The 24,856-nt window shown below is 38.0% G+C and carries 21 protein-coding genes and 1 riboswitch; of the genes, 12 read left to right on the forward strand and 9 right to left on the reverse strand.

The features are described 5' to 3' along the window. Positions 1 to 68 precede the first annotated feature (68 nt). Genes GL301_RS01550 through GL301_RS01560 form a run of 3 tightly spaced genes read right to left on the reverse strand, consistent with a single transcriptional unit; the run spans position 69 to position 2,580 of the window. Complete coding sequence (locus tag GL301_RS01550; protein WP_003722903.1) at positions 69 to 731, reverse strand: methionine ABC transporter permease; 663 nt, start codon at positions 729 to 731, stop codon at positions 69 to 71. Continuing rightward, on the reverse strand, positions 728 to 1,744 hold the full coding sequence (locus tag GL301_RS01555) for a methionine ABC transporter ATP-binding protein (protein ID WP_012681049.1): 1,017 nt from the start codon (positions 1,742 to 1,744) through the stop codon (positions 728 to 730). Before GL301_RS01555 ends, GL301_RS01550 begins: the two co-directional genes overlap by 4 nt. Before the next feature lie 14 nt (positions 1,745 to 1,758). Next, positions 1,759 to 2,580, reverse strand: coding sequence for a MetQ/NlpA family ABC transporter substrate-binding protein (locus GL301_RS01560; RefSeq protein WP_003728052.1), 822 nt, complete (start codon positions 2,578 to 2,580; stop codon positions 1,759 to 1,761). A 108-nt stretch (positions 2,581 to 2,688) separates the two neighbouring features. Continuing rightward, a riboswitch (SAM riboswitch) is annotated at positions 2,689 to 2,808 on the reverse strand. Positions 2,809 to 2,960: 152 nt separating this feature from the next. On the opposite strand from GL301_RS01560, the gene GL301_RS01565 reads away from it, so the two are divergent. From GL301_RS01565 to rlmH, 8 genes are all read left to right on the forward strand, one after another. Beyond that, positions 2,961 to 4,142: a pyridoxal phosphate-dependent aminotransferase gene (locus GL301_RS01565; protein WP_003731064.1), complete on the forward strand. Its 1,182-nt coding sequence runs from the start codon at positions 2,961 to 2,963 to the stop codon at positions 4,140 to 4,142. 212 nt (positions 4,143 to 4,354) lie between these two features. Beyond that, positions 4,355 to 5,068, forward strand: coding sequence for a response regulator YycF (gene yycF, locus GL301_RS01570; protein ID WP_003724221.1), 714 nt, complete (start codon positions 4,355 to 4,357; stop codon positions 5,066 to 5,068). A gap of 184 nt (positions 5,069 to 5,252) precedes the next feature. Next, positions 5,253 to 7,085, forward strand: a complete 1,833-nt coding sequence (walK, locus tag GL301_RS01575; RefSeq protein WP_003724222.1) for a cell wall metabolism sensor histidine kinase WalK — start codon at positions 5,253 to 5,255, stop codon at positions 7,083 to 7,085. Then, positions 7,082 to 8,404: a YycH family regulatory protein gene (locus GL301_RS01580; protein ID WP_003722909.1), complete on the forward strand. Its 1,323-nt coding sequence runs from the start codon at positions 7,082 to 7,084 to the stop codon at positions 8,402 to 8,404. Before walK ends, GL301_RS01580 begins: the two co-directional genes overlap by 4 nt. A gap of 2 nt (positions 8,405 to 8,406) precedes the next feature. Continuing rightward, the gene (locus GL301_RS01585; RefSeq protein ID WP_003724223.1) at positions 8,407 to 9,246 is read left to right on the forward strand and encodes a two-component system regulatory protein YycI; all 840 of its coding nucleotides are present in this window, start codon (positions 8,407 to 8,409) and stop codon (positions 9,244 to 9,246) included. Positions 9,247 to 9,365: 119 nt separating this feature from the next. Beyond that, a complete protein-coding gene (locus GL301_RS01590) occupies positions 9,366 to 10,196 on the forward strand; it encodes an MBL fold metallo-hydrolase (RefSeq protein WP_003722911.1) in 831 nt (276 codons plus the stop codon). 97 nt (positions 10,197 to 10,293) lie between these two features. Further along, complete coding sequence (htrA, locus tag GL301_RS01595; RefSeq protein ID WP_003724224.1) at positions 10,294 to 11,796, forward strand: serine protease HtrA; 1,503 nt, start codon at positions 10,294 to 10,296, stop codon at positions 11,794 to 11,796. Between the two features lie 687 nt (positions 11,797 to 12,483). Then, the gene (rlmH, locus tag GL301_RS01600) at positions 12,484 to 12,963 is read left to right on the forward strand and encodes a 23S rRNA (pseudouridine(1915)-N(3))-methyltransferase RlmH (protein ID WP_003722913.1); all 480 of its coding nucleotides are present in this window, start codon (positions 12,484 to 12,486) and stop codon (positions 12,961 to 12,963) included. A 31-nt stretch (positions 12,964 to 12,994) separates the two neighbouring features. Here rlmH and GL301_RS01605 read toward each other — a convergent pair whose 3' ends face one another. Then, positions 12,995 to 13,858, reverse strand: a complete 864-nt coding sequence (locus GL301_RS01605) for a LysR family transcriptional regulator (RefSeq protein WP_009928378.1) — start codon at positions 13,856 to 13,858, stop codon at positions 12,995 to 12,997. Positions 13,859 to 13,976: 118 nt separating this feature from the next. On the opposite strand from GL301_RS01605, the gene GL301_RS01610 reads away from it, so the two are divergent. Continuing rightward, on the forward strand, positions 13,977 to 14,714 hold the full coding sequence (locus GL301_RS01610; protein ID WP_003724227.1) for an NADPH-dependent oxidoreductase: 738 nt from the start codon (positions 13,977 to 13,979) through the stop codon (positions 14,712 to 14,714). 210 nt (positions 14,715 to 14,924) lie between these two features. After that, positions 14,925 to 15,563, forward strand: a complete 639-nt coding sequence (locus tag GL301_RS01615) for a DUF998 domain-containing protein (RefSeq protein WP_003724228.1) — start codon at positions 14,925 to 14,927, stop codon at positions 15,561 to 15,563. A 4-nt stretch (positions 15,564 to 15,567) separates the two neighbouring features. Here the strand turns inward: GL301_RS01615 and GL301_RS01620 are convergent, their stop codons facing one another. The 5 genes from GL301_RS01620 to GL301_RS01640 all read right to left on the reverse strand — a co-directional run bounded on the left by GL301_RS01620 (position 15,568) and on the right by GL301_RS01640 (position 20,888). Next, positions 15,568 to 17,439, reverse strand: coding sequence for a BglG family transcription antiterminator (locus GL301_RS01620; protein WP_070298236.1), 1,872 nt, complete (start codon positions 17,437 to 17,439; stop codon positions 15,568 to 15,570). Positions 17,440 to 17,537: 98 nt separating this feature from the next. Then, complete coding sequence (locus GL301_RS01625; RefSeq protein ID WP_003724230.1) at positions 17,538 to 18,851, reverse strand: PTS sugar transporter subunit IIC; 1,314 nt, start codon at positions 18,849 to 18,851, stop codon at positions 17,538 to 17,540. A 4-nt stretch (positions 18,852 to 18,855) separates the two neighbouring features. Continuing rightward, the gene (locus GL301_RS01630) at positions 18,856 to 19,146 is read right to left on the reverse strand and encodes a PTS sugar transporter subunit IIB (protein WP_003722919.1); all 291 of its coding nucleotides are present in this window, start codon (positions 19,144 to 19,146) and stop codon (positions 18,856 to 18,858) included. A 16-nt stretch (positions 19,147 to 19,162) separates the two neighbouring features. Beyond that, the gene (locus GL301_RS01635; protein WP_021496526.1) at positions 19,163 to 20,554 is read right to left on the reverse strand and encodes a glycoside hydrolase family 1 protein; all 1,392 of its coding nucleotides are present in this window, start codon (positions 20,552 to 20,554) and stop codon (positions 19,163 to 19,165) included. Further along, positions 20,547 to 20,888: a PTS sugar transporter subunit IIA gene (locus tag GL301_RS01640; protein ID WP_077396822.1), complete on the reverse strand. Its 342-nt coding sequence runs from the start codon at positions 20,886 to 20,888 to the stop codon at positions 20,547 to 20,549. Before GL301_RS01640 ends, GL301_RS01635 begins: the two co-directional genes overlap by 8 nt. A gap of 220 nt (positions 20,889 to 21,108) precedes the next feature. Here GL301_RS01640 and GL301_RS01645 point away from each other — a divergent pair, with 220 nt between their 5' ends. Continuing rightward, positions 21,109 to 23,685, forward strand: coding sequence for a type I restriction-modification system subunit M (locus tag GL301_RS01645; RefSeq protein WP_070008183.1), 2,577 nt, complete (start codon positions 21,109 to 21,111; stop codon positions 23,683 to 23,685). Next, complete coding sequence (locus tag GL301_RS01650) at positions 23,686 to 24,852, forward strand: restriction endonuclease subunit S (RefSeq protein WP_220659884.1); 1,167 nt, start codon at positions 23,686 to 23,688, stop codon at positions 24,850 to 24,852. It begins immediately after the preceding gene. Positions 24,853 to 24,856 lie beyond the last annotated feature (4 nt).

Consider the following 24,856-nt stretch of genomic DNA (forward strand, 5'->3'; position numbering starts at 1 on the left):
TTAAAAATAACACAAGCTTGGTGACGAGTCCATATTGGAACACTTCGCACCAAGCTCTAAGTAGTGAATTAATCTTTTTTAAGACGTCTAGATAAGAAATTACCGAATGATTGTAGTGCTTGTACCATGATAATTAAAATAATAATGGTTGTATACATGACAGTTGGTTCGAAACGTTGGAAACCATATTGGTAAGCAATTGTTCCGAGTCCGCCAGCACCAACAAGTCCAGCCATTGCAGTCGCGCCGATTAGACCGATTGTAGCGATAGTTAAGCCAAGAACGATACCAGACCGAGCTTCGCGAATAACGACACTCCAAATGATTTTTGGTGTAGAAATTCCCATAGCTTGATAGGCTTCCACAACTCCACGGTCCACTTCCAAAAGGGCGGACTCCATTAAACGGGCAATATAAGGTGCCGTAAATACCACAAGTGGCATAATAACCCCTTGAATCCCAATAGTAGTCCCAACAACAAACCGTGTTACGGGAATCATTAAGAATAACAAAATAATAAACGGTAATGAACGTAAAATATTAATAACCCAGTTTAGAATACTGTAGGCAACCAGGTTTTCTGATTGACCACCTTTACGCGTTAATGTTAAAAATACGCCAAGTGGTAAACCAATCGCAAGTGAAATCACGAGTGTAATCCCAGTCATCGTAAGCGTTTCTAGAAATCCTTGCCAAAGTATCGGGCCCCATTCTTCAAAAAACAAACTCATAGTAACTCGACCTCCTCAACAACGACTCCAGATTCTTTCAAATAAGAAATAGCTTTACTGTATTCAACTTCGTCCCCTTTTAAATGAACGAGCAGTTTTCCAAGTGTTCCGTTTTTCAAATGATCAATTCCCCCAGCTAAAATGCTTGGAAGAACGTCGAATTTACGTGATACAAGAGCGAGCGCAGGTTCATCCGCTTCGTCTCCAATAAAATGAAGAGAAACCAATTTCCCAGTCGCAACATATTTTTCAAGCAAATCTTGCGGGATATCGAAACTAGCTTCCGATCCCACAAAGCGCTTGGTTGTCGCGTGTTTTGCTTTCGTGAAAATATCAAGAACCGTACCTTGTTCCACTAAATGACCATTTTCCATTACAGCAACCCGGTCACAAATACGTTGAATGACATCAAGTTCATGTGTAATTAAGAAAATCGTAATGCCGAGTTCCGCATTAATTTTAAGTAACAGTTGCAAAATTGCTTCTGTTGTTTCAGGGTCCAAGGCGCTTGTTGCTTCATCGCTTAAGAGAATTTCTGGCTCATGCGCAAGAGCACGAGCAATCGCCACACGCTGTTTTTGACCGCCAGAAAGTTGGCTTGGATAGTTGTTTCGTTTATCCTCTAAGCCAACAATTGACAAGTATTTATTTACGCGCGTCTCGATTTCGTCTTTTGAAACGCCTTCTAATTTTAATGGTTTGGCAATGTTATCATAGACAGTTGCGGTTTTTAGTAGGTTATATCCTTGGAAAATCATGCCGATTTTCCGGCGAGCGACACGAAGTTCTTTGCTTGATAGGGTAGATAAGTTCTTCCCATCAATCACAACTTGGCCGGCATCTGGACGTTCAAGCAGGTTGATGCAACGAACAAGGGTACTTTTCCCGGCGCCACTGTAACCAACGACACCGAAAATTTCTCCTTTTTCTACTGTAATAGAAACATTTTTGACGGCTTCTACGGTTTTTCCATTTACGTTAAATGATTTTGAAACTTGATGTAATTCGATCAAAATAAAACAACTCCCTAGAATGCAGGTACTACAGACCCATTAAATTCTTTTTCAATAAATGCTTTTACTTCATCTGAATGGTAATATTTTTCTAATGTTTTTACGACTTCATCGTCTTTGTTGGCACTACGAACAACGAAAACGTTTGGATATGGATTGTCTTTTGTAGGTTCGTGGTAAATGGCATCTTTATTAATAGAAAGTCCAGCGCCCATTGCAAAGTTAGTATTGATAGCTGCGGCTGCAACTTCATCTAATTGTGCAGGTATTTGAGAAGCTTCAAGTTCAACGATTTCAAGGTCAAGCGGGTTTTCAGCAATGTCTTTTTTCGTTGCTTTTTCTTCCACACCATCTTTTAATTTAATAACGCCAGCATCTTCAAACAGTTTTAAACCACGGTATTCGTTACTTGGATCATTTGGAACGGCAATTTTGTCGCCTTTTTTAAGATTTTTCAAGTCTTTAATATCGTTGGAGTAAATGCCCATTGGGAATGCTACTGTTTTAAAAGCAACGTCTAATTTGTAGCCTTTATCTTTCTTTTGTTGCTCTAAAAATGGAATTGTTTGGTAGTTATTCGCATCCAAATCACCATCATTTAAAGCTGTATTTGGCGTGTTATAATCATCAAATGTTTTGATTTTGATTTCAAGACCGTCTTTTTTCGCTAATTTTTGAACTTCTTCAGCGATTTGTTGGTGAGGTCCTGCTGTTGTTCCAATTGTAATTTTTTCTGTGCTTAAGGCTTTGTCGTCACTGCCTCCTCCACATGCTGCTAATCCTAAAACAAGACTTGATGCAAGTAAAATTCCTAACCCTTTTGTTAATTTTCTCATCTTTTTTCCTCCCTAGTATGTTGTGTGATTATCCAGATTTATTCATGAAAACAATAAAAAACTTCTCTATTTAGAATAGAGAAGTGGAAAGTCGAACATATCCAGCTCCTCTTATCTACCAAAATGGAATACACCATTTTGCTGGAATTAGCACCTTCACTTTACGCTTAAATAAAGTTAGGTTGCCGGGCTTCATCGGGCCAGTCCCTCTGCCGCTCTCGATAAGAGAAAATATTTTAGAAAAACCTGTTAGTTAAAAATATACGCACATTACCTTAATTTGTCAATGCTTTTTTAAGTTTTAAAAAAATCATACTGGACAAATACTTCAGAAAACTTTACTATTTTAATCAATGAAACTTGAAAAGGACGGGTGTAAAATGAAAATTTCCAAACGCTTGCAAAATTTACCAGATCAGTTTTTCTCTAGCCTTGTTGAAAAAGTTGGAAAAAAGGTGGCAGAAGGGCATGATGTCATTAATTTAGGACAAGGAAACCCAGACCAGCCAACACCCAAACATATTGTGGAAGCAATGAAAACAGCTTCAGAAAAACCACTTAACCACAAATATTCTTTATTTCGAGGAAAACACGAACTAAAACAAGCCGCTGCGGATTTTTACGCGCGTGAATATAATGTAACAATTGATCCAAACACGGAAGTAGCTATTTTGTTTGGGACAAAAACAGGTTTAGTGGAGCTGCCGATGTGTTTGATGGATCCAGGTGATACGATGCTTTTACCTGATCCGGGCTATCCTGATTATTTGTCAGGAGTAGTGTTAGGTGAAGTTCAATTTGAAAAAATGCCGCTTATTGCCGCAAATAATTTTTTACCAGATTTCACTAAAATTCCAGAAGACATAGCTGAAAAAGCTGAATTAATGTATTTAAATTATCCTAATAATCCAACTGGCGCTGTGGCTACGGCAGATTTCTTTGAAGAAACAGTCGCTTTTGCCAAGAATCATAATATCGTTGTTGCGCACGATTTCGCATATGGAGGTATTGGCTTTGACGGTAAAAAACCAATTAGTTTTTTAGAAACAAACGGTGCAAAAGAAGTTGGAATTGAACTTTATACACTTTCGAAAACATATAATATGGCTGGCTGGCGCGTTGGTTTTGCAGTTGGGAACAGCGAAGTTATTGAAGCTATTAATCTTATTCAAGATCATATGTATGTAAGTCTTTTTCCAGGGATTCAAGATGCTGCAATCGAAGCTTTAACAGGAGATCAGACTTGTGTGGGTGAATTAACCGCTCGTTATGAAAGTCGCAGGGATGCCTTTATTTCTGCTTGTAAGAAAATTGGTTGGGAGGCAGTTGCGCCGGCGGGTTCGTTCTTTGCTTGGATGCCAGTCCCGGAAAATTTTACAAGTAGCGAATTTGCTGATTATCTGCTAGAAGAGGTCAGTGTTGCCGTTGCGGATGGTAGTGGCTTTGGGGAGTTTGGTGAAGGTTACGTCCGCGTAGGTCTTTTAATGGATGAAGAGCGCTTGGAAGAAGCAGTAACGCGAGTTTCCAAATTGCATTTGTTCGATAAAGTTACACAGCAGTAGCCAATTTATCCAATTTTAAGAGAAAATCGCTTGTAATAATTCAGATAATTAATGGGATGTGTTATAATTGGTTAGTAAGTCTATTCTTAGCATGTTGTTTTATGAAGGCAGGCCAGAATTTAAAATGTTTAGTGAGATTTTTATGCATTAAATAAAAAGTATCTGTCCCGGTTAAAGCCGGCGAAATCCAGGAATGAGAGGACTGTAAAAAAATGGCAGAAAAGAAAATTCTTGTAGTAGATGACGAAAAACCGATTGCGGATATAGTTAAGTTTAATCTAAATAAAGAAGGCTTTGATGTATATTGCGCCTATGATGGCGATGAAGCGTTAGAACTTGTAGAAGAAGTTCAGCCAGATTTAATTTTACTGGATATTATGCTTCCAGGTCGTGATGGTATTGAGGTATGTCGTGAAGTACGTAAAAAATATGATATGCCAATAATTATGGTAACAGCGAAAGATTCAGAGATTGACAAAGTTATCGGACTAGAACTTGGTGCAGATGACTACGTAACGAAACCATTTAGTAATCGCGAGTTAATTGCTCGAGTGAAAGCCAATTTGCGCCGTCACAGCCAAGTCAGCTCAAATGCAGCCGAGGAAGAAGAAAACAGCGAACTAGAAATTGGTTCTTTGATTATTCATCCGGATGCATATGTGGCTTCTAAACGTGGAGAAACAATCGAACTAACACATCGTGAATTCGAATTACTACATTATTTAGCAAAACATATGGGACAAGTCATGACACGTGAACATTTACTTCAAACCGTTTGGGGCTATGACTACTTCGGCGATGTTCGTACGGTGGATGTTACCGTTCGTCGTTTACGTGAGAAAATTGAAGATAACCCAAGTCACCCAGCATGGTTAGTAACTAGACGTGGAGTTGGCTATTATTTACGCAATCCAGAACAAGAATAAATAACAAGAAGTGGTCGCCGAAGTGAAAAAAATTCGGTGACCACTTTTTTTGGGTATTTTCGCTTACTTAGGTACTATTTTTATAAATAAATCGACCCAATTAACAGGAAAAACAATACGTCTACACCATAACATATGGTATACTAATTTAAATATATTACCCCGAATAGGAGTAGAAAGACTTATGCATAAAATGAGATTTTTTCAGTCCGTACAATTTAAGTTAGTTATTATGTATTTGCTACTAATTATCGTTGCAATGCAAGTAATCGGCGCGTATTTTGTACGTGAGCTGGAAGGGCAACTGGAGAAAAATTTTCAAGATTCTATTACGAATAGTATTACGCTTTTAGATTATAACGCTAGAGAAGAAATTATTAAAAATAGCGACAACTCCGTCAAGTTACAAAATGATATTAGAGAACTCTTAGTCGATTATTCTCGCGCAAGTAGCAATTTAATCGAAGTAAGAATTGTAGATGACAAGGGGAAAATTCTCGGCACATCTAATTTAAATAACCAAGGAATTGTTGGACAAAAAAGCAACGATCCACTTGTAAAACGAACATTATCACTTGGAACGACTTCTGAGGACAAAATCTATAAAGACGAATCGAATAAAAATAACCGCGTTTGGGTGAACGTATCCTCCATCAAAAATAAAGGCCAAGTGATAGGGGCTATTTATCTTGTCGCCGATATCGAAAGTGTCTATAAACAAGTTGATGATATTACAAACATTTTCATCACAGGGACTTTGATTGCGATGATTATTACAGCCGTCCTTGGAATTCTATTATCAAGAACCATTACTAAACCAATTATCGAAATGAAACGTCAAGCTTATGCGATGGCTCGCGGCAACTATAGCCGCAAAGTTAAAGTATACGGTGTCGATGAAATTGGTGAACTGGCTGATTCTTTTAATACACTAACAAAACGAGTCCAAGAAGCCCAAGCAATGACTGAAGGGGAGCGGCGCAAGTTATCCTCTGTACTCGCATATATGACTGATGGCGTAATTGCAACAGACCGCCGCGGGAAAGTAATTCTCATTAATACGCCAGCAGAAAAAATGCTTCGCGTGAAACATGAAAGTGCGAATGGGCGCTCGATTATTGATGTTTTAGACATCGGAGACACGTACCAATTTGAAGATTTAATGGAAGTAGATGGGTCACTAACAATGGACCGTAGTACTCTCGACAAACCGTACGTGCTTCGTGCCAATTTCTCGGTCATTCAAAGGGAAACAGGCTTTAATAATGGGGTTATCGCGGTACTTCACGATATTACCGATCAAGAAAAAGTCGACCAAGAACGTCGCGATTTCGTATCCAATGTATCACATGAACTAAGAACCCCACTTACCAGTATGCATAGCTATTTAGAAGCATTAAGCGACGGCGCGTGGGAAGATAAAGAAATCGCTCCACGTTTCCTTGAAGTAACGCAAAATGAGACCGAACGAATGATTCGTCTCGTTAACGATCTCCTCAAACTTTCCAGAATGGATGGCGGCAGAGAACAACTCGAAAAAAGCTTCGTGAACTTTACGGATTTCTTTAACCATATTATTGACCGTTTTGAAATGATGAAAAAAGAAACAATCATGTTCAAACGCCATATTCCAAGAGAGCCAGTCATCATCGAAATTGATGAAGATAAAGTAATGCAAGTGCTTGATAATATTATTTCTAACGCCAATAAATATTCACCGGATGGTGGCCGCATTTCCTTCTATCTGAAAAAATTTGAAGATGAAATTGAAGTAAGCATTGCCGATGAAGGTTTAGGCGTACCAGACGAGGATTTAGCAAATGTGTTCGACCGATTCTTCCGTGTAGACAAAGCACGCTCGCGAGAAATGGGAGGAACAGGGTTAGGACTCGCTATTGCTCGAGAAGTTATCGAAGCACATGGTGGTCGAATTTGGGCCGAACGTAATAAAACCAAAGGAACCATAATTAAATTTACCCTGCCATACAGTGACTTACCGGAGGATGATTGGGAATGATGAAAAAAACAGGATTTCGCTCATTTATACTAACCATTTTAGTCGTACTCAGTATTGTCCTAAGCTACTTTATTTGGAAGGGACAACCTGATTACGAAGCAATTAACGTAAAAGAAGTGGAAAAAACAACCATTGACAAGACAATGACAACATCGCAAGTATTCAAACCATACAAGCTGGCTGTAAATGCAAATGAAAATAATTACCAAAGTTTAGATGCTGATTTATTAAACGAACTAATGGCACAAGGTAAAGCCTTTAGTTTCTCGGAAGTAGTATTAGCTAGTAAAAAAAGTAGTGAAGACTATGAGAAATTAATCCATAAAAACGGAACTATCGAGATTATTTTCCCCAATAATATTCCGTTCTCTATCTTTGCTCAAATTTTTCAAGTAGAAGGGGAAGGGCTTGAGTCAGCGTTCTTTAATCGAATTGTTTTTGATATTAACAAAACGGATACTGGGCTACATTCGGTTTATTTCACAAATGACGATCAAGAAAATATTTACCAAAGTTCTTTGCAAAATAAAGACATTGATAAAATCGAAAAAATTGTTAAAAAGAACGAAAGCAAGCTGACTCAAAATGATAAGCTAATTTCAAACAAACGCAATCTTTTTCTAAGCTCTGAAAAAACGAAACTAAATCGCAAAAAATATATCATCGATTCGCTTGAAATTAATTTATTCACGTCCGCACTATTCCAAGATTCTGGTACTGTTAAAAGTGAAGGAAACACATACACAGATGGTTCAAGTGTCATTGAAATGGATACAGATAATAAAGTGTTGGAGTATGTAAATCCATCACAAGAACGTACTAATCCAGAAGATCTCAGTAGTGTCAAACGAGCTGGACTTATTCAAGATAGTTTTAACTTTGTGAACGACCATGCTGGTTGGACTGGCGACGGCGCTTACTATTTCACAGGTTATGCCGCGGAAAGTGCGACGACTAATTTCAGTTTATTCATCGATAATTTACAAGTATACAATGAGAATGGCATGGCGGATATTTCTGTAACAGAAGGACTTGAAGCTGTTTATAAATACATGAGACCATTTTTCCGCTTAGATACAGATGTTCCCGGAGAGAAAAAAGAAGTTACGTTACCATCCTCTTATTCTGTCTATAGTGCTCTTGCCCAAAATCCTAACGTCAAAGCAGAAGAAATTGAAGATATTGTTCCTGGCTATCATATGACTAGAAGCGAATCTTCGGGCATGAATCGTCTTGTAACATTAGAGCCGACGTGGTTGTATAAGTATCATGACAAATGGTTCATCTTCCAACCAGACGCAGAAAAGGCGGGTGAATAAAAATGGATTGGCGTAAAACACAAATGATTTTTATTGTGACTCTCCTCATTCTTAATGTTTTTTTAGCGGTAATATTTTTCAACAAGCAGTTATCAGATGACCCAGATACACTCGGAAATGAAACGCTAGAAGAACGATTAAAAGCAGATAATATCTCTCATCCTGATTTATCGACCAAACCTACTAGCGGCTCTATTTTCACTACAGAGCGAGCAGCTTTTACAACAAAAGATGTGAGCGATCTTACAGGGCAAGCCATTACGCTTAAAGATAACAATAAACAAATCTATTCTGTCTTACAAACTCCCGTAAAAGCTGGCAAAAAAGGTAGTAACCCAGAATTTCAAAAATTTATGGAATCAGATGTTTATCGCGGGGAATCCTATCAATTTTGGAATTATGACAAAGATGCTCGGACCCTCACTTTTAATCAATTAATTAATAATAATATGGTTTTATTTGATGAAGCGGGCCAAATTACTTTTTATTTAGATCAAGATGACCGAGTGATCTCATACGAGCAAACTTGGATGTCCAAGCAAGATGATTTAAAAGATAAAACCAATTTAATGTCCGCAACAGATGCATTAGAAGCGGTTTATCAGCACGGAGAATTGAAGCAAGACAGCGACGTGGTTTCTGCAACATTTGGCTATTACACGACAGTACAGCTACCCTCTGGAAATGTATACTTCCCCGTTTGGTGTTTTGAAGTAAAACATTCTGGTGAAACTAATTATGTCCTCGTAAATGCCAAAGACGAACAAGTAATTAATCAATCAGACAACAAATCAACCACCGAGCCAGGTACAGAATTATCGAGCCGTCAGAAAACCAAATAAAAAATGAGTCAACCTAATTATCATGAAAAATTAGGTTGGCTTTTTCAAACGATAGGGCATGCAATTTTGCCGAATTAGCGTTACAATGAAAGATATATAAGCCTTTAGGGGGATAAAAAATGTTCGCAAATAAAATTTTAACGGAAAAAGATACGGATCAAATCCGATTTAGTATATTAGCCAGTGGAAGCTCAGGGAATGCCACACTTGTCGAAACAGGAGACCAAAAAATTCTGATCGATTGTGGTTTGAGTGGAAAGAAAATGGAAGGATTATTCGCGCAAGTTGGTCGTGATATGAACGATTTAGACGCGATTCTAATTACTCATGAACATTCAGATCATATTAAAGGTCTTGGTGTGCTTGCTCGGAAATACAAACTCCCTATTTATGCTAACGCGAAAACGTGGAAAGCAATGGATAATATGATTGGCGAAGTGTCTTCAGATCAAAAATTCCAATTTGATATGGAAACAGTAAAAACCTTTGGTAGCATGCAAGTGGAATCCTTTGGAGTCTCTCATGATGCAATTGAGCCGATGTTTTACATATTTCATAAAGGGAATAAAAAATTTGTAATGATAACGGACACTGGTTATGTAAGCGACCGAATGAAAGGTCATATTGCGGGGGCTGATGCTTATCTTTTTGAAAGTAATCATGATGTAGAAATGCTTCGAATGGGACGCTATCCGTGGAATGTAAAACGCAGAATTCTTGGTGACGAGGGACACGTGAGCAATGAGGACGCTGCAATAGCAATGAGCGAAGTCATTACCGATCAAACAAAACGAATTTATTTGGGACACCTTAGTAAAGACAACAATATGAAAGAACTTGCGAGAATGAGCGTAACACAAACACTTATGGCAGAAGGTATTGATGTTGGGGGTAAACTAGAAATTTTTGACACAGACCCTGATAATGCTACATCTATCTTTACTATTTAAGTTTCACCGTTTTTTTAAAGCTTTTTCATCGTTTTTTCATATTTGGGGTTTATTATGGAAGTATATAAATGCGAAATTTGCAGAGAGGAAGGAAGACATGGACGAGAAAGAAAAGAATTTAAATGAAAACAGCGAGAATGAAAGCACGCCAAAAAGAGAGGTCGAGGATACTTTACATACACCGGAGAGCGCGCAACCAGTCCAAGAAACTCCTATTGTAGAAGGCGTGACCCCAGAAGGGGAGAAATTTGCCGGAGCGACAGAAGATGCAGCCGAGGCGAGTTCTACAAATGCATTTTTTGAAGAAGCAAGTAATAAAGAACCAGAACCTGCTAGACCGGCTCCAGGGCCAAGACGCGCTGGTACAACTGGTGGCGGGGCAGTTCCACCTAATAGAGTGAATAATGGCGGAAGTGGTAACGGGAATGGTGAACCACCGAAACGCGGCAAACACTTTATCGGTTACTTTTTAACAGCACTTATTGGTGTTATTATCGGAGGACTTATTATTTTCTTTGTCGCTTGGGATAATGGTGACAATGCAGATACAACTTCAAACTCAAATAATAAAGCTACCAAAGTAGAAAAAGTTTCAGTAGATACAACATCAGATGTAACAAAAGCAGTAGACAAAGTACAAGATGCGGTAGTGAGTGTTCTAAATTACCAATCATCTTCATCCCTTGATGGAACAACGACTTCTGAACAAGAAGCTTCCTCAGGATCTGGTGTTATTTATAAAAAGGCAAATGGAAAAGCCTACATCGTAACAAATAATCACGTTGTTGCTGATGCAAATAAATTAGAAGTAACTTTTACAAACGGTAAAAAATCCGAAGCAAAATTACTAGGGACAGACGAATGGAACGATTTAGCTGTTCTTGAAATTGATGATAAAAATGTTACTACAGTCGCTGCATTCGGCGATTCAGATTCATTAAAACTTGGTGAACCAGCAATTGCAATTGGTAGCCCGCTAGGAACAGAATTTTCCGGTTCTGTAACACAAGGTATTATTTCTGGTCTAAACCGTGCAGTACCAGTTGATACAAATGGCGACGGAACAGAAGACTGGGAAGCAGATGTTATCCAAACAGATGCAGCAATTAACCCTGGTAACAGTGGTGGAGCTTTAATTAATATTGAAGGCCAAGTAATTGGTATTAACTCAATGAAAATTTCGATGGAAAATGTAGAAGGTATTAGCTTTGCAATTCCAAGTAACACAGTAGAACCAATCATCGAACAACTAGAAACAAAAGGCGAAGTAGAACGTCCATCTCTAGGCGTATCCTTACGTGATGTTGATACAATTCCAGAAACACAACAAAAAAATATCTTGAAATTACCTGATAGCGTAGATTACGGCGCAATGGTACAACAAGTAGTATCCGGTTCTGCAGCAGACAAAGCAGGCTTGAAACAATACGATGTTATTGTTGAACTAAACGGCCAAAAAGTAACAAACTCCATGACATTACGCAAAATTCTATACGGTAACGACGTGAAAATTGGCGATAAAGTCAAAGTGAAATACTATCGTGACGGTAAAGAAAAATCCACAGATATTAAATTAGAAGCAGCAAAAACAACCACATGATAACAAAAAGCCATTCTCTTGAAAAAGAGGGTGGCTTTTTTTCTGTGGAAAACTTGTGGATAGCGATTTTTTTCGGATATAGATATGGTAGAGAACAAGAATTCTCCTACTAAATATAGAACTGGTTTGTGGATATGTGGATAACTTCTGTGGATAACCTGTGTGTAAGCAGTGAATATCTTGTGGAAAAGAACAATTTTGATAATTTAATCAATAAACACAGATTTATTTTTGAAAAAAACACATTTTTTGCGAAAATATAGGTCAAAAAAGAAAAATGTGGATAGAAAGCCATTTATCCACATTTTTACTTTTTATAAGCTGGATATGTGACAAGGAAAATAACTTTACATAGAGATTTGATTCGCGAGATTGATTGTAGGAGAAGGGGTTCCGCTGTTTGGTGGAGTTTGAGTTTTGAATAGTTAGGCGACGATTTTACCTGTGGATAAGCTGTGGATAGTGAAATTTGGCTATCATATATATTGTGGAGAATATACGTTCGGACACAAAATAGAGAAGGGGCTTGTGGATATGTGGATAATTTTTGGGGATAACTTGTGTATAAGGGCGGGATAACCTGTGGAATAACTTTTTATGGAAAGCTGCTCTTATTTTATTTTGACTAGTGCAATGAGGGATTTTTGATGTATGATAAAAGTATTAAAAAAGATAAGGGTGGCATAAATGAATATTCAAATTGTAACGGTCGGGAAATTAAAAGAAAAATATTTAGTGCAAGGAATCGCCGAATATTTAAAACGACTTAGCGCCTATGCGAAAGTGACGATCGTGGAAGTTCCGGATGAGAAAGCTCCGGAAGTGCTGAGTGATGCCGAAATGAAGCAAGTAAAAGATAAAGAGGGTGCGCGGATTTTAGCAAAGATTCCGGACGATGCCCATGTGATTGCGCTGGCGATTGATGGGAAAATGAAGTCGAGTGAAGAATTTGCGGCGGATTTGGATAAGCTGGCGACTTATGGTAAGAGTAAGGTGACGTTTGTGATTGGTGGATCGCTGGGACTTAGTGAGGCGGTGTTGAAGCGGAGTAATGAGCGGATTTCGTTTGGGAGGTTAACGCTGCCACACCAGTTGATGAGATTGGTGCTGGTGGAGCAGGTTTACCGGGCGTTTCGAATTGTTCGGGGGGAGCCTTATCATAAATAGCTAGCTGGTTGAAAGGGTTGTAATCAACAACTTAACTTTTGAATGCTGGTTTACTTTTTTCGATAAGCCATTTTTCACCATTTGAAATTGTATGATCTGCATGATAAATTAATGTTTTTCGAAGTGATGCGTATTCTGTGGGTAATGTTTCATAGTTTAGAAAATGATAGTTTAGTGCGATGCTTTCGGGGATAATTCCAATACCAAGTTCATTATTGCAGATTTCAACAAGTGTTTCGGGAATATTGATCTCTGATATGGAAACATTTGGGATATTAATATCGTTAATGAGAGCAGCCAGGGCGCGGTATGAATAACATTGTTTGCTGAAGACGTATAATCGTTCTTCCGCTAATATTTTTTGGACTGATTTTCCAGCTGTGTTGCCTGCGAAAACTAGTTTATCCCATGAGAGCGTTTGTGAGATGATTTGGCTATCTTGAAATAAATTTTCTTTTTCGAGTTCAGCGACATATGCGATGGTTAGTTCTCTGTTAGCTATTTTTGGTATTAATTCACTTGTACTTCCGCTAACGATAGATAATTTTTTATTTGGAAACTGTTGATAGAACTCTTTAATGATTGTGTTAAATTCCATAGGCAAAGAAGATTGCGTAATACCGATTGAGATAGTTTCTTCTTCATTATTGATAATATCAATCGTTTCCTCCCATAATAAAATCATTTTTTTGAATTGTTGATAGATTTTTTCGCCCTCTTTAGTTAGTTCCACACCATTCGAGTGCCGGAAGAAAAGTTGAGTTTGGAACTGTTTTTCGATATTTTTTATTTTATTGGACATATTAGACTGTAAATGATGCAGTTCATTCGCTGCTGCAGAAATACTCTTTAGTTCAGCTACTTTATTAAATGCTTTCATGTTTTCAATATCCATAATTTTCTCCTTTTGGTATCAAAAATAATGATACCGGCATATGATTTTCGCATTTCAAATGATAGCGCAGATAGATTATACTTTATTTACAATATAAATTCAATTTGGGGGTTATGTTATGAATACAACCATTCAACAATTGGTTAAACATGTTTCAGTAAGAGAATTTAAAAATGAAAGATTATCAGATGAAATCAAACAACATTTATTAACAGCTGCGAGAAGTGCATCTAGTTCGCATTTTGTGCAATCTTTTTCTATTTTAGAAATCACAGATGAAAAACTAAGAAAGGAACTAGCTGAAATTACAAATAGTGCTTCTTATGTAAATCAAACGGGGACCTTTTATGTGTTTGTAGGGGATTTATACCGACAATCAAAACTTTTACTGGAGAATAATAGAACTTTAGATGGGTTGAGAAATATGGAATCATTACTCGTCTCGGTGATAGATGCTACAATTGCAGCTCAAAATATGGTTATTGCTGCTGAATCTCTTGATTTAGGAATCTGTTATATCGGTGGAATAAGAAATGATATTGAAAAAGTAGCTGAATTGCTAAACTTACCACCATTTACGATACCTGTTTTCGGATTAACTGTAGGCGTTCCAGAATATAAAAATCAAGTAAAACCACGGCTATTACTAGAAAATCAAGTAGGAGAAAATCAATATCCACATGAACAATTTACGGATTTAAAAGCGTATGAGGAATTGACCAAAGATTATTATGCTTTACGTGAAAAAAATCAGCATCAAACTTCATGGGGAGACAAGAATGTAGCGTTTTTTGAAGAAATACGAAGACCAGAAATAGCTGGCTTTTTGAAAAAACAAGGGTTTACATTGGATTAATTAATTTTCGTTGTAGGGCGTATAAAAAATAATAGTATTAAATTTATGAGAGGCTGGAAGAGTATTTTTTCCGGCTTTTTATTTGATTGGGGCTATTATTTTGTCATAGAAAGCTTAAACTAGATTAGATGGGGATAGATTTGTATAATTAATATGGAGTTAAAATTACACTAATATATCCAAAATAAATTTCATAAAAGGAGGATCCAAATGAAATTTCTAAAAAAATACGGCTTTTACTTTTTATTACTCGGCGTTTTGAGTGATTTTCTAACGCCTTACATACTTGGAATTTTTTACCCAGAATTAAATCAAATGACGCGGGTTATGAGTGTGTTTGGGGATGTGGCTAGTCCGGTGCGGGGAGCGTTTTTGGTTTGGTCGGTGGTGTCTGGGGTGTTTTTTGTGCTCGCTTTGCCGGCGATTTATCAGAGCGTTGTTAAAACTTCGCGGACTTTGGCGATTTTGCTTGCTTCTGCGATTGGTTTGTATGGGATTGGCGATTGTATTTTTACCGGGTTGTTTAGTATTGATACGGAGCAGGCGAGTTGGACGTTTTCGACTTGGGTGCATAATATTGGCTCGGGGCTCGGTTATGCGGGATTTTTGATTTTTCCGTTGTTTCTGGTCATTCTTTACCGGAAAACTGGCGATAAAACCCGCAGCAATATCTATCTAGTTTTACTCATTGTTAGTTTGCTGTCGGCTGGTGTTTATGGGCTTGCGCGGATTCCTGCTGTGAATGACTTGCCGGTTTTAGATAAAATTGGTTTTTGTCAGCGGATTAGTTTCTTTTTTAATTACTTACCGATTGTTGTTTTTGGAATTGATCGGATTAGAAAACCCTAGATTTTCAGGAATCTAGGGTTTTTTGTTCGCAAAGTTCGATAAATTGCTGGAAGTCTTCTTGTTTTGCTAGTTTTTTGACGAAGCTGCGTTCGTTTAAGATGGTTACGAGTTGGCCGAATAATTCTTCAAAAGAGTTGTCGCGTTCTTCTTTCATAGTGAGTAATAGGACGAGTTTGACGCGATTTCCTCCCCAGTCGATTGGTTTATCAAGTGCGCATACGGCGACGGCATTTTTCTTCGCGCTTCGCTGGATGGCGTGCGGGATGGCGTAGTAGTTGCCGTAACAGGTGCTAGATAATTGTTCGCGCTCAAACACTTTTGAAACATAGTCGGAGTCGCAGTAGTCGAATGCAGTTAACTGTTCGCAAAGAAACGTAATTACTTCTTCTTTTGATTTGAAGTTTTGTTTTGGGAAGAACAGCTCTTTTTTGAAAAATTTTCTGGAAATCGAATCGGCTTTGGGCTTAGTTTCTAAAATGTGCTTGATTTTCTGCAAATCTGTTTCTGTTAAAAGTAAATCGTAATGATAGACTGGGATGTCAGTTGTTAGGTTTAATGGTTCGGCGGTGATAATTAAATGGATTTCTTTGTCTAAGGTGAACTGCTTTATATCAAAAATAGATTGAGAAACGAGCAAGTCAATCGAAAAATCGGCAATTTTCTTAAGTTGATTATGAATTAAACGTTGGCTACCTGCGCCGTACGGTGAAACCAAGAGGATTTTTCTTTTTTTACCGTGATTAATCGTTTCCGAAGCGGATAAAAAATGTAGCGCGATATAAGCGATTTCGTCATCTGGGAAAGTGATCGCAAGCTCTTTTTGAATAAAGGCAGAGGCATAAACACTGACATTATAAATAAATGGGAACTTGTTTTTTAATTCTTCAGTGAGTGGGTTGGTTAAATATTGTTTGTGATTGGCTCTTTTATAAAGGGCTGAAATGTGAGCCACTAGATAGGTGGCTATTTTTTCGTCAGCTGAAAAGTCAATATGGAAATTTTGGTCCACTGCTTCAAGGAGCCGAGTGACAACGCTGCCAAAAACTTGTGCGTCAATGGTTGAAGTTGTCGTTAGTTTGCCGGAATAAAGCCGGGCGATATAGCTTAGTTCTTGGGTTGGAATATCGATGTGCAGTTCTTCTTCTAACGTTTCGGTTAGGTGCTCCGCCATTTCAAGGCTAGTTTTATCTTGCTCGAGTAAAGCGGTTCGCTCTATATAGCTGCCCATACTAATGCGCTCAATTAAAACGGCGATATGCAAGATGAACGAAATCGTTGAGAAATCATTCATAAAAAAATCGTTCTTTTTGTGGTAGGCAATAATAAGCTCGGAAAGTTGCTTTAGATTGCAGTAATCAAAGTAATCGGCGTATTTATCTAGGCTTAATTGATGGTTTTCGATTTCTTGATTGAGGAATAGATTGAAGATGCGCCGTTTTTCTTCTTCGCCGCCCTCGGTTAGTAGTTCGTTGTTTTTTCGAATAATACAAAGCGACTCATCTTTTTCAGCGATAACCGCGTTGAGTTCTTTAATAATACGAGCTAACGTCGATTCGCTAATGAAAAATTGATCCGCTAAATCATAGAAATTGGTATGATCTTGTTCGATAATATGGCGTAATAATTCAAAATGTAGATTTTCGCTATTTTTGGTTAGATTTATTTGTGAAAGCTGCTCGTTTGGCGTTAGAAAGTAGCCTTTTCCAGCTTTTGATGCGATGATTGTGGAACTAAATGACTGGTTAATTTGCACAATGTCATTTCGCACAGTTTTGGAAGAAACGCCTAACATTTCTGAAAGTGCTTTTGCTGTTACTGTCTTTTGGCTGTCGTTAAGCTTTTCTAACAATGAACGTTGCCTTTCTGAAATAGTCATTATATCCCCCCTAATTCTCCCTTAACCTATTGTTATTATACAACACCAAATAGAGAAAGAGACGAGTTTTTTTGTCCCAATCTCTATTTAAGTGGCTATTAATTAGCAGCGATGTTTTCTTCTTCGGCTTCTTTTTCTAAAGCGACAAGATTTTTCTCATACACTTTTAGGAATGGGTAGTACATTAGGCCGTTTAAGAAAATCAGGATGAATACGAGAACGATGGCTCGCCAGTCCATGGTGGATAGAAATGCTCCAATTGGTGCGGGCATTTGCCAGGAGAAGACGGCGAACGTTTTTCCGACAATCCCGAAATACATACAAAGATACGTGATGACACCATTGAATACGGATGTGAAAATGAACGGGAAGAAGAAGATCGGATTCAGCATTAGTGGTGTTCCGAAAATTAGCGGCTCAGAAATTCCGAATATGGAAGGTAAGAAGCCGACTTTCCCGACGGTGCTTAGTTGTTTGGACTTGGATCGCATCATTAAAAAGGCAAGTGCGAGAACGGAACCAGAACCACCGATGATAACGAAATATGTCCAGAATGGTGTCGTGAAAATATTCGTCAAATCTTGACCAGCCATTTTTTCAGCGGCGTTGATTGAAAGGTTTCCGTCACGAATTGGGCCTAGAATTCCGGCAAGTGCGGCATCGTGGACACCGAAGAACCAGAATAAGTGAACTAGGAAAATACTTAGAATCGTGAATGGTAAGCTATCGGCTGCTTTGAAGCTCGGCGCCATTTTTTCATATAAGAATTGGATGGCAGTTGTGTCTAGCAGGTTGAAAATGATAAAGATAATCGAGAAAAAGGTCATTAAAATAATACCAGGAACTAAGGCTGCGAATGTCTCGGATAGTGAGGCTGGAACGCTATCGGGCATGGTTATTCGACCGACATTTTTCTTGCGCATCCAGTGATAACCTTCTACGGTAACGATGGCGACGAAAATCGAGAGTAATATTCCGCGTCCATCAAGGAAACTAATGTCGACTTCTTTGCCGTCCCAACCCATTTTGATTGGGTTAAGTACGAGCATAAAGAAACCGGCGATAGAAAACATGAGTGGACGTAAGAAATCTTCGTGGTAGTGTTTGCATAAATAATACGTGATACCGACGCAAATATATAACGACATGGCGCCAAGTGTGATTCCGCTAATCCAATTTAGGATTAAATCATATTTTTCAGCAAAGTTAGCCCAAGCAAGCAGGAAACCATTTTTCGTATCATCTGTGACTGGAGCCGCTTTCAAAATAATCGGAATTGAACCAAACAATGTAATTGGCAGCATGGACATAAAGGCATCTCTGGTTGCTTTCAAATGGCGTTGCTGGCTAAGTTTGTTAGCCAGCGGGGAAATATATTGATCCATTTTTTCGCTAATGGTATTAAATCGCATGTTTTTATCCTCCTATTAATTTCTGGATGTCTTCGTAAACCCCTTTGCCGTCCATGATGCCGTATTTTACGGGTGAAATGGCATGGACTGGGACGCTGACGGCCTGTTTTATTTGTGGCATAAGGAAACGGATTTGAGGGCCGATAAGCACAAGGTCGACACCGTCCAAATAATCGGTATACTCGGATTCGCTATAAGCAGTGACGTTTAATGTGTTGCCAGAAGCGGCTTCTATTTTTTTCGCAAGCATTCCTGTAGACATACCGGCATTACAAACTAACATGATATTTTTCATTTTCCTGCTCCTTTTTTTAAAATTCTCTTCGTTTGATGAGTTTTCCCTGACTTTCAATCATTTCTTTGAACCAGTAGTAGGAAGCTTTTGGTTTTCTGATTTGGTTGTTTTCGAAATCAACTGCTACAAGTCCGTAACGCTTTTCGACACCATTTTTCCAAGAGTAAAGGTCGAACGGGGACCAAGCGTAGTAGCCGCGAACGTCACAACCAGCATCGATTGCGTTGAAAATGGCGTTAATATGGTCGTTCATAAAGGCGATTCGGTAGGCATCATCTACTTTTGCCACTGAAACATCTTCGCGAACACCAATGCCGTTTTCTGTCACATAAAGTGGTAATTGATAGCGTTCGTAAGCCTCGATTAAGCCATCTTGTAAGCCTTTTGGATAAATTTCTGTGTCCCATTCGGTTGTTTCGTTGGCGGGATCTTTCACTTGTTCGAACCAGTTTTTGATGAGAACTTTACTTTCGCCTTTTTTACCGCTGTGGTTGAATTGTAGTTGGGTTTCGCCGCCAGTGTATGGTTTAACGAGCGTGCGCGAATAGTAATTTAAGCCGATGAAGTCGACAGTGTTTTGTTTAATTGTTTGTAGTTCGTCTGTTTTCATAAAGCTGATGTCGTGCGATTTTGCTAGTTCGGCAATGAGGTCGACCGGGAATTCGCCAAGTGCGGCTGTGTCGAGAATCCAGTTGTTGCAATAGTTATCAGCGTAGCGCATCGCGATTTTCGTTTCGATACTTTCATCGACACCGTTCACCGGCGTGTAGCTGTGAACAATACCAATTTGCCCTGGGTAGCCACCTTCTTTAAAAGCCTTCACGCCTAAAGCACTCGCGTACATCACATTATAAGCCGCAATCATCGTTTTTTGCGTATCTTGATAACCGGGCGGATAGTTGCCGATTTTATATCCATTAGCAACAAACCATTTTGGCTCATTAAAAGTGGTCCAATTCGTTATTTTATCGCCAAAGTGGTCATAACAAACCTTGGCATAATGCTCGAATGCAGCACAAACGTCGTGATCCAACCAGCCACCAGTTTCTTCCCAATATTGTGGTAAATCCCAATGATAAAGTGTCACAAACGGCTCAATATCATATTTTTTACACGTATCTAGCAAGTTTTGGTAAAATTCGATCCCTTTTAAGTTGATGTCACCTTGCCTATTTTTAATAATTCGCGGCCAAGATAAGGAAAAACGATAGGAATTTTGTCCGCCTTCTTTCATCATCCGAATGTCTTCCTCGTAGCGGTGGTAGTGATCGCTCGCCACATCGCCATTCTCAAGACCTGCTTCGTGCAAGTAGTAGTCCCACATCGATTCCGCCTTGCCATCCACATTCCAAGCACCTTCACATTGATAAGAGGCCGTTGCACCTCCCCATAAAAAGTTATTATTCATTAGACAAACTCCATTTCCATTGATAAATTTCTCCCAGTTCCCGAATCATTTCTACGGCAATATCCGTAGAAGACAAGTGACCTTCCGCATGAACAAGCAGTAAATCCACCTCTCTCATTCGATTCTCTGAAGATAGTTTTCGTAAAAGTTCCGCGTGCGCTCGGTGCGCCAGTTTAATCTCATCTTTCGCTTCAGTAATTTTCTGCGTGAAAGCGTCGATGTTTTGCTGTTTTACTTCTTTCAGTGCCTCAAAAGCACAACTTTTCGCATTCCCGGCGTGTAAGATAATCGCCATGGAATCAAGTTCTGTTGTTAGTTCGTTGCTATCTGTCACGTAAAGACCTCCTTTTGATTTGTCTTTACTATAGCTGGAAAAATGGGGGAGGTGAAATTATTATTTGCCACTTTGGAAGTGGAAATTGGTTTAGGAGCATTATATAAATAAAGTGGCTCTTAAAGGTATAAAGATGGTAAAATATAATTATGTAAATTGAAAATAAAAAACAGAAAAATATTTTATATAAACTAGATATTAAGGTAGTGGGGGATAAATAATGATTACATCAGAAGAAATTAAACGTAGGCTGTGGGATGGAGCAAATGAACTCCGTGGTTCCATGGATGCGAGTCGTTATAAAGATTACATGCTAGGACTAATGTTTTACAAATTTCTAAGTGATAAGACATTAGAAAAATATAAATCAATGGCGGATAAAGGACAGTTATCTGAAGCGGAACTAGTAGAAGAATATGCCAAAGATAGAGCGTATCATGGCGAAAATTTAGATAAAATGATTCAAAGTGTTTTAGGCTATTTTGTGCTACCAGAACATCTATATCAAACATGGTTAAAAGATATTGCTATCGGTGAGTTTGAGGTCCAAAAAGTAATTGATAGCTTGAATAATTTTGAGCGAACAATTGCTGTATCAGGTGATTCTGATGATTTCCAAGGTTTATTTTCCAGTTCTACCATTGACTTAACAGATACTGCATTAGGTAGCAATTTAAATGAACGTAGTAAGAATATAAAAGCTTTAATTGAGTTGTTCCAAGATTTAAACATGGTTGCTTTGCAAAAAAGTGATGTTCTCGGGGATGCTTATGAGTATTTGATTGGTCAATTTGCTATGGAATCTGGAAAAAAAGCTGGGGAATTCTATACGCCTAGACAGGTAAGTGAAGTTATGGCACAAATTGCAGCTAAAACTTCCAATATTACTTCTATTTATGATCCAACAGTTGGCTCTGGCTCATTATTACTAACGGTGAAAAAACATTTAAAAGAAGATGTCCAAAGAGATTTAAACTATTATGGACAAGAAAAAAACACTGCTACATATAACTTAACGCGAATGAATCTATTACTTCATGATGTACGCCCTGAGAAAATGAGCGTTAAAAATGGTGACACGTTATCAGAAGACTGGCCTGAAGATCCAAGTCGTCCGGCTGAGGGAGTGTTATTTGATGCAGTTGTAATGAATCCGCCCTATTCATTAGCAAACTGGAATAAATCTAATTTAAAAGTAAGTGATCCTCGTTTTGAAATAGCAGGTGTATTACCACCAGATTCAAAGGGAGACTTTGCTTTTCTTTTGCATGGTTTATATCATTTAGGTCAAACTGGAACGATGGCAATTGTGTTGCCTCATGGGGTGTTATTCCGCGGCGGAACTGAAGGCGAAATTCGTAAACGACTATTGACCAAAAACTATATTGATACAATTATTGGGCTACCCGGGAATTTATTTACAAATACAGGAATTCCAGTATGTGTTTTGATTTTGAAAAAGAATCGAGCAATTAGTGAGCCAGTTCTTGTTATTGATGCTTCGCGGAATTTTATTAAAGTAGGCAAACAAAATGAACTACAAGAAAAAGATATTGCGAGAATTGTAGATACTTATGTGGAACGAGCTGAAAAGGCTGGGTATAGTCATTTAGCTAGTAGAGAAGAAATTGTGGAAAACGATTATAATATGAATATTCCCAGATATGTGGAGTCAATTGATAAAGAAATTCCTCATGATGTAGATGCTCATCTTTATGGCGGCATTCCGCAAGCAAACATCGACGAACTAAAAACATTACAGACAACGGTAAAAAATGTGTTGGATAGTGCGCTTAAGCCGATTCGTGACGGATATGTTCAATTGGAAAAAACTATTGATGAACTAACGAATGAAGTACTAACTGATAAAAATATTACTACTAAATCAGATATTATCCGAGAAAAATCTGAAGCTTTTATTGAACTATATTGGAAGAAATTACATGAAATTAATAATATTGTAGATGTAAATCCATTGATGGAAGAAATGCTCGTTAATATTAAAGAATTACTTTCCTCTTTCGACGGAATAGATGTGTATGATGGCTATCAAGTTATTGCGGAAGTCTGGAAAAATAGTTTAACACATGATGCTGAGCTAATAGCAGGTGGTGGTTTCTATACAATTGGTCGGACACGTGAACCAAATATGGTGACTAAAGGTAGCGGAAATAAGAAGCGCGAAGAACAAGATGGATGGGTTGGCGCGATTGTTCCTAATGAATTAATTGCAAAACGTTTCTATAGTGAAGAACTTCAAATAATTGAGGATAAAAAAGCTCGTCTGACTGCCGTGGAAGCGGAACTTAGTGAACTAGTAGAAGTGGCTAAAATTGAAGATAGTGAAGAGAATATCGTACTATTTGAATCAATAAAGAAAAATGCAGAAGGTGAACCACAAGATTCATTTGAAAGTAAGACAGTGAAAGCAGAACTAAAGAGAGTAACAAAAGAAAGCTCTTCTTATGAGTTGTTGAAAAAAGCAGATGGATTAATAGCTGAAAAGTCTTCGCTAGGTAAAGAAATTAAAGCTAAAGAGAATGAACTCAAAGAAGCTGTTTATGAGCGGATTCTTGTTTTAACTGATGAAGAAATTGATGAGTTAGTATTCGAGAAATGGTTTGGCACAATGGTGGATGATTTAGTGAAGCTTATTGAATTACCGCTTAAGAAGGAACTAGATATTATAAAACAGTTGCATGAACGCTATGCCGAAACACTTGATGATATAGATGAAGAGAGTAAAAAGTTAGAAAATGAATTAGAAAAATTGATGAGTGAACTGGTGGTGAGATAGGTGTCACATATTAACAAGAGAGTTCCTAAAAGAAGATTTATGGAATTCAATAATGCTGTCGCTTGGGAACAGCGTAAGTTAGGTGAAATCGCAAAGATAACTATGGGACAATCACCAGATGGTATAAATTATACTGATAATCCAAAATATAATATTTTAGTTCAGGGCAACGCAGATATGAAAAACGGACAAGTAGTTCCACGAGTTTGGACAAAGCAGATAACCAAAACAGCAAAAAAAGGTGATATTATTCTTAGTGTACGAGCACCTGTTGGGGAGGTAGGAAAAACTAAGTATAATGTGGTTTTAGGTCGTGGTGTTTCGGGAGTTGAAGGTAATGAATTTGTTTTTCAACTGCTTTCTAAAATGAAACTAGAGAATTATTGGGGTAAATACAGTGCTGGATCAACATTTGAATCTATTAAATCTAATGAAATTAAAGCAGCTATAGCTTCTGTTCCCGAGAAACAAGAACAAATGAAAATTGGTACCTTCCTCAAACAACTAGATGACACTATCGCTCTTCATCAACGTAAGCTAGAAAAAATAAAAGCTTTAAAAACTGCCTATCTCTCAGAAATGTTTGCAGCAGAAGGAGAAACCAAACCAAAACGCCGATTTGCAGGATTTACTGATGATTGGGAACAGCGTAAATTATGTGAACTTGCAAAGATAACCATGGGACAATCACCAGAAGGTGTAAACTATACTGATAATCCAAGAGATTATGTATTAGTTCAGGGAAACGCAGATATGCAAAACGGACATGTGGTTCCGCGAGTTTGGACAAAGCAGATAACCAAAACTGCAAAAAAGGGTGATATTATTCTCAGTGTACGAGCACCAGTTGGAGATGTAGGTAAAACTAATTATGATGTGGTTTTAGGCCGTGGTGTTTCAGCGCTTGAAGGTAATGAATTTATTTTTCAACTGCTATCAAAAATGAAAGCGGAGAATTATTGGTTTAAATACAGTACTGGATCAACATTTGAATCTATTAACTCTAACGAAATTAAAGAAGCTATAGTTTCGGCCCCTGAGAAACAAGAACAAATGAAAATAGGGGTCTTCTTCAAACAACTTGACAAAACCATCACTCTTCACCAACGCAAACTACAAAAACTACAAAACATCAAAAAAGCATACTTAAACGAAATGTTCATTTAGAACG

Source organism: Listeria sp. LM90SB2, from assembly GCF_028867355.1.
Classification (GTDB): Bacteria; Bacillota; Bacilli; order Lactobacillales; family Listeriaceae; genus Listeria; species Listeria monocytogenes_B.